The sequence below is a fragment of the Candidatus Cloacimonadota bacterium genome (assembly GCA_034722995.1).
Classification (GTDB): Bacteria; Cloacimonadota; Cloacimonadia; order JGIOTU-2; family JGIOTU-2; genus JAGMCF01.
Genome location: JAYEOL010000070.1, coordinates 1 through 7429, shown reverse-complemented (window position 1 = coordinate 7429; position 7429 = coordinate 1). Strand labels below are relative to the sequence as shown.

Annotated in this window: 2 protein-coding genes; both read right to left on the bottom strand. The window is 32.3% G+C overall.

Annotation, left to right across the window (positions count from 1 at the left end; translation table 11 throughout):
* The coding region (locus tag U9R23_07935) for a metallophosphoesterase family protein (protein ID MEA3476351.1) at window positions 1-760 on the bottom strand (760 nt) is incomplete at its 3' end.
* A gap of 11 nt (window positions 761-771) precedes the next feature.
* Window positions 772-7071 (bottom strand): cell surface protein SprA, encoded by a 6300-nt coding sequence (gene sprA / locus U9R23_07930; GenBank protein MEA3476350.1) that lies wholly within the window; start codon window positions 7069-7071, stop codon window positions 772-774.
* Window positions 7072-7429 lie beyond the last annotated feature (358 nt).

The window sequence follows — 7429 nt, the reverse complement described above, 5'->3', positions numbered from 1 at the left end:
TCCATTTAACAGAATAGACTTCTTTTGTATTAAGTTCAATCGCACTAAGAGTTTTAAAATATCCAGCCCCAGTGTCTAATCCTATCTTATCATCGCTAATTAATACTCTATCTAACGGAGTATGACCAAATACAATAACTTTATCAATTCCTGTGGGATAATAGATAAACTGTTCTCTAATCCAGACCAAGTCATCTAACTTTTGTTCTTCAATCGGAATTCCAGGCATAATTCCTGCATGCACAAAAAGAAAGTTATCTTCAATATGATAATATTTCAGGCTTTTCAAAAATTTAATATGCTCTTCTGGAAAGGTGTGTTTCAAATCCTCTAATACCGCATTATCCCCAGCATAAGAAAACGCAGTATATTCTCCTCCATTATACTGATAAGATTCTCCGTACATTGCTTTTTCATCAAGTTGAAGAAACGCAAGCAACATATCCTCGTGATTGCCTCGTAAGAAAATACAATCAAACTTGGTAGAGAACTCAAGCAAGAATTCTATAACTTCTTTACTTTGAAGTCCCCTATCAATATAATCTCCGAGAAATATAAATTTATCAGACTCTTTTGGTTGAATCTTCTTCATAAGAAGTTCAAGCATTTTGAATTGCCCGTGAATATCTCCGATTGCAATCAGTCTTTTATTTGATATTTGAAATTTGAAATTTGAAATTTGATTATTTTTCTTGGTTTTCCATTTTCCGCCAGATGCGGATCTGTCTTCGCTGGACAAATTTCCAGTTTCCGGTTTCAAATTTCAATCTCCTAAAATTTAAACTCAACCCAAATATTTAACTCTGTGGTTTGAGTAGATTCACCCTTTTTTTTATCCTTATAATATTTGTATATTCCAGTTAACCCTCCATTAATATCTCGGGAAAAACTATACGAAATTCTCGGCTCAATTTTCAAAGCATTGTTATTGTCTGGCGTATCCCATATTTTATTAGCAGGTATATATTTCTGGTTTAGATTTGAATTGTACGAAATATCTAAACTCGTATCTAATTTGTTTTTCACCTTAATTCTTTTCAGTAAAGGAATTTTAATCCCTTTTTCAGATTGGAAGGAATATTTAATACCGGCAAAAAGATTTAGTTCATCGTTTTTATTTTCAATTTTCGTGTTAGAATTTTTGTCATAAGTATGAGTATAATTGCCCGACAATTTAGGATTTAAAGTTTTTAATATATTTATTGGTAATGAAAATGATGAGTTTATGGTAATCTTATCTGTCTCTGAGGGAAATGTCGGACCTGTCTTGGTTACAACACGATTTACCCCACCTGATACAGAGGAATTTGATACTAAATCCCAGGGAATTATATTGTCCAATCCACTATAAGTTAATGTAACATCTGGAAAAGTTAAAGAATTAGAATTACTTTTACCTGTATTTTTATTTACGAAAGTTTGTTTGTAATTGACCTTAACATCTGCATTAAGAGTCGGCAAAATGTTAAAACGATTAGAAGTTGATATGGAAATATTATCAGTTTGATTGATAGATTTCAAATCTCCATAGTTTAGGTCCGTTATACCAATTTGATAGTTAAAATCTGGAAGTGAGTCTCCGGGAACATCATAATATTTTGTGTTATATTTATTTGAATAACTTAATTTAGTAGAGCCTAATGATTTTATTCCAAATCCAATTACCTTGCCTGAGATTGTAGCAATACGCTTAAATGGTGTAATCTTTTTAACTTCCTTTTTATTCTCTTCTTTGGGAATTTCAAGTGAATCCAATTCTCCTTCATTTTCTATTTCTTCGATTTCAATCTCAGTTTCATCAAGCAAGTCATTCTTAGCTCCCTCTTCCTTTTCTTCAATCTTCTCATCATTCTTTTCTCCTCCATTACCTTCTTTTTCTGAATATGATAAAAGTTTCGTAGCTTTCATCAAATCTTTGCCCCATTTATCAAATCTCAATGTTAGTCCTGCGTCAAAAGAACGGTTATTACTTACCTCGTATTCTATTAATAGCGTATCATCCTCACCGCGAATCTGACCATAATCTGTTGAATAGTTTGTTGAGAAACTTATAAATTTTAAATAACCCGGAGCATACCCAACATTAATTTTCTGATTTTTATTAGACTCAACACCAATATTAAGATTTTTTACCTGATTCCTCTTTTGTAAGTCTCGTGTTGTCCTCAATGAATAATCTGTTTTAAAATCGGAGAAGATTTCATAGTCAATTTTAAAGAACGGTTTGAGTTTTTCATCTGGCTTTTTATTTTTATTCTCGTTTATAAATATACCACCCTCTCCAGATTGTTTCGTCCAAATATCAGAATGACTATAATTATAATCAAGTTTGAGACTAATCTTCTGAGGTAAATAATATAATTTGAAATCTTTAAAAACACCTATTGAATTATTCCTTGAAAAACTCAAATTATAATTTACCGAACCACTATATTCCTTAGATGTATCTTTTCTTGTTGGTGATAAAGATACTTTATTTGATGCTCTGGCTGACAGTTTTAAATTATCAATTAGATATTTTACAAATGGGTTTGAGGATTTCTTGCTTTTACTAAAATTTACAGATGCAGTTTTAGTTTCAGCCAATGTTTTTAAAGAATCTTTTTCTGCCTCTGATGTGAGTTCAACATCCGAATTCGGTTGAAAACGTGGTTTGCTTTCGGAAAAAGAATAATCGACTCTTAAGGGAATATTAAATCCCCACGAACCAGGCAAAAACTTATTCAGACTAATCTTATTACTAAGAGTATATTTATAACTATTAGTTCCGCCCCCTCTCTCTTGTCCTAAGGTATAAAAATTTGGTGTTTGATTACTAAAACTAGCACTTATATCTGCAATATCTGCTATTTTAGTACTGAAACTTATACGAGAAGCAACGCCCATTTCATCACAAGGATTGGCTACCCTAATATCATCAAAATAAATTTTACCACTAAATTCAGAATCTCCAGTATCTGGTCTTATAAGTCCTACAGCAATCTGCTTAATATAACCTAAAGAGGGATTACCGACAATTCTGAAATGTGCAGTTGTATCAGGCACGCCTGACTTTTTCAATCCTGAAAAATCAACAAAATCAATACTAATATCCTGCCACCTTTTTTCCAGCATCTTATCTTCAATGTCTTCATACAGTTTAATCTTTTTTCTACATTCATAATAGTTCAATGTGTCAGCCCCTAATCTAAAAATTATAGTTTCTTCATTGGACTTAGTGGAATCTTCAGTCTGACCATAAACCCAAAGTTTTACTTTATTATACAAAAGAAGATTTATAGCATTTACAAAATTTTGTCTTGCATAAAGATAACGATTAGGTTGAATATTTTTGCAATCAAGAAAGATGGATTGCTCAATTTGTTTCTCTTTAGTTCTTTTTTCCTCTCTTTTATCAATTGAGCCTGGTGGAGGAGTATAATCTGGATTTTCCTTATTATTATCTGTGGCAATTTCAAATTCCTCATTGGTTCCTAAATACATAGAGTCAACCACAACAAGATTAGTATCCAGTATCGCAGATGCTTTCCATTTGTTTCCAACAACATTAATAGCGGCAAGATCAATAGTTAATGATGCGGACGAATCACTCTTCGCCCATATTCGTGCATATTTTATCAGAGAAAAGTCAACATCTCCGCTACCTTTTTTTATAAAGTATGTTGAATCTTGCAATGGAATACGAATAAATTTCCATTCTTTATTCTCAGATTCGCAAATTACTATTTCAGAGTTTATATCCAAACTACTTAAATCTATAGCATATTGCAAATAATTATTTTTTATGTCTAACCTAGCATTCCTATTCAAATCCTCGGTATCAAGATGATTATTCCCTTCTGTCCCATTAATTTTATCATAGTCATATGAACCTGGGTCATAATTATAGTCATCATTACCATCATCAATTCCTGGAGTGCCATCCTGGGAATGGTTTTTGGGAGGAGATGGATCATTACCTTTTACTCTATCCAGACCAATATCCTCTCCAATATCCAGTTCACCATCTTTGATACCATTGACACATCCATCTTCTTCATCTAACTCACTATTGGGATGTAAAATTGGATAGTAATCCTCACTCATAAATCCTAAATCTATAAACAGGGAATCGCCATAATTTTCATCTGACTTCATTGTAATTTCAAGAAATTCCTTTTTTGAAAAATCTACAGGAGAAGTACCAAATGCTTTCATAATTCCACCCCATATTGGAGGCTCACTATTTGGAAATAAGGTTGTATCAGACTGTAACTTCATCTCCAAGACAGATACATATTCTTTTCCCTCAGTTTCTGTTAAATCTTGATAAATATCCTTAGCTTGAAATTTGTGATACGGATTATACCACTGCAAATCCCCTCTTGTGGAATCCTCTGGCTCAATACTAAGTGGAAAACTGGCAAATGTCCAATCAGTACGTCCGGTACCTAATGGATATGCCTCAATAACTCCTTCCATATCATCTATATATGCTTCCTGTTTATCGGTTGCATTTGGATTTGGAATGTTCATCGCTATTTCACCAGAGAGCGATAATGTAGATTTCTCTTGTGTCTTGATTAAAGGCATCCTATCAACTAAATTAGTAATAAAAGGCAAACCCATAGAGATTTTCCCATCAATATCACCGACAAGGATTTTTTTCGGCTCATTTCCAACCTTTGGACGTTCGTCCCTAACTGACCCTGATTCATACATAATTGTAGCACCAAGTTTAGCATTCTTATTGAATTTATACTCTGCACGAACTCCAAACATATTTTTCTTATCTAAAGCAAAAAGCGGTTCGTATTCAAAATTTACTCTTACAGGCACATTGGGGTCAAGAGCAGCATCTCCTAACAATGTCACTGTACCGCTCATATAATCGATTGTGTAATCAACCCCACTTTTTTTTAAATCACCATCAATATATACCTTTTCACTATTCTTAATAATATTTATGTGACCGAGGTTAATCTGGCCTGCAGTTCTTTTCATTTTTACACTGATATAAAAAGGATTATAGTCCTCAGGATCAGGTCTCAACTTATCGTATATTATATCATTTCCAAGTGTTGCATCATATTCTGCAAACCATACTGACCTGAATGGCTCAAGCATTGGAAACATTATTATACCTTTTTCAAAATCAACTGTTCCATCAATGTCATCAACCCTACCATCACGATTTCTATCTAAATTAAGAATTTCAATAAAAGGTGTATAGGTAGTATCTGTAATGATGCCTTCTTCCTTTTTTCCATCTGGAAGATACCTGTATATATCTACTTCAAATCCTTGTTTCTCAATATTTCTTCCGCCAAGAGAATAGATATTCTTTAACTGATAATCCCAAAGAGCACCGCCAGCAGCCAAACTATCCTGTGACACATTAGTATAATCCTCTTTTATCAATTTTACTTCAAGAGAGTCCCCGTAATCATGACCATAAGTCTGACCAGTCCTGTCTTCATATATTAAACCAATTATATAATTATTTCCAATTGACTTATTAAATTCAATCATATCTGGAGAATTCAAATAATCTACAAAAAAATCTGCACTCTCCGGAGAAATGAGGTATTCTTGAAATTCATACTCAACTTCATGTCCCTGGTCATCAATGGAATATCCCGGAATATATGTTGGATCTGTTCCTCTATCATCTACAAATACTCGGACTGAACCCTCTTTAGGCATTAAAGTATCAGTTGGAATTAATTTTCCATCTTCCTCATGAAATATTGTATTAGGATCATCAGTATCAGGGCTTCCAATGAAAAAATATTTATTTCTGGCAAAATCCATATCTCTGTATTCAGTAAAATCCTCCATTGAGGTGCCAGTAGCAGTTGCAGAAGCTTGTTCTCCTTCTTGCTGGCCAACTATGGTTGTGAGTTTTAGTTTACCAAATTCAAAATTTCCTTTTAACCCAAACAAATCTTCTGATGATGCAGAATAGCTAATAAAATGTGAACCAGAAAGTGAGAGACGTGTATCCCCACCTTCTATTAATTTTATTGGGTCGTCTTCATCGCCTTCATACTTAATACTTATCTTATTCTTCTTAAAAATAGATTCCTCAGATGTCTGTTTGACATCAACTTTAATTTTATCACCAATAGTCCCGTTTATTCCTAAATTCAGGTCTTGTTTCATTGTCAAGTCTGGTAAAATGCTCCTGCGCGTGCTTTCTTTATCAAGCCTGGGCTTATGAGTTGTTTTTGTGCCACCTATAGTAATTTTCTGTGAGCCCGTTACTCTGAGTCTTCCAATATTATCGCCAAAAAATCTTCGCATTGCCCCTGGCATCTTTATCTTAGGAAATTCAATATCCGGAATTATGCCTTCTAAATCTCTTATTCGTTCCCCTCCTAACTTAGATTGTAAAAGCTCATTATAAAAACTTTCTTGAAATTTCTTCCAACGCTTTAGCTCCCAAAATTTTTCTAGAGGTACAGAAAAAGGTGGAATAATCTCTGCCTTACCAAATCTAATATTTATCAAGGCATTATTCTCCACCATATCTATTTCTTCTGAAAAAGAATATAATCTATCTATCAAAAAATGATAATCAATAATATAAGGAGGAAATTCTTTATGATATAAATAAGTGAAGACTGCATTACTATCATCGTAATTTATATATCTATTTAGTAACTTCTTTTTAAACAAACTTGGAATAAAGTGAGAATAGGAGGTATCAATAATGGTTGTATAATTTTCCTCTCCGTCTGGGCTTCCCGATTCATCCTTCGTAGTACTACGGAGAATGGATGAAATCGGGGAGACTGAAGGTATAAATTCTGCGGAAGTTGTATCAGATATAATACTATCAATTGAAGTTATATGTAGTGAATCTTCATAAATGCTGCTATCTTCAATATTTAACGAGTCTTGCTTAATTTTAAGAGTATCATTTTCATTCTTTTGTAAGTTTTCAACATTCTGAATTTCAACCTCTTCTTTCGTATTATTAGGTGTAGTTATGGTTTGGGCTCTAACTTGCTTAAGAAATATTACTATCAAAAAAGCAAGAAGTATAAAATAAGTTGCTACAAATGATACTCTAATTTTCTCTTTCATTTATTATATATTGATAAAATATAATCCTGATATAGAATTATTAATTAAGATAGAATATTTAAGTTAAATATTACTTTGATAGTATCAAATTAATATAGGCGGTCTCTTTTTTTAATTTGTTGTTATTTATAAAATCTGTAATTATAATGTCAAACTTTTTTTTATTATTTATAAATTTCATACTATTACATTCAATTGAACAATTCACACTATCACAATCTGGAAAACTTCCATTTACTCAAAATCATAATTTTTCTTTTATTATTTTTTTTAAAGCCATCAATAGTACTTGCCATCAATAGTACTTATTAATACCAGGCTATAATCAAAAATATTATTTTGAGAGATATCTATTAAA

What these genes read in the sequence shown, in the direction of transcription:
- sprA (MEA3476350.1), bottom strand. Translation starts at nt 7,071, where the DNA reads ATGAAAGAGAAAATTAGAGTATCATTTGTAGCAACTTATTTTATACTT.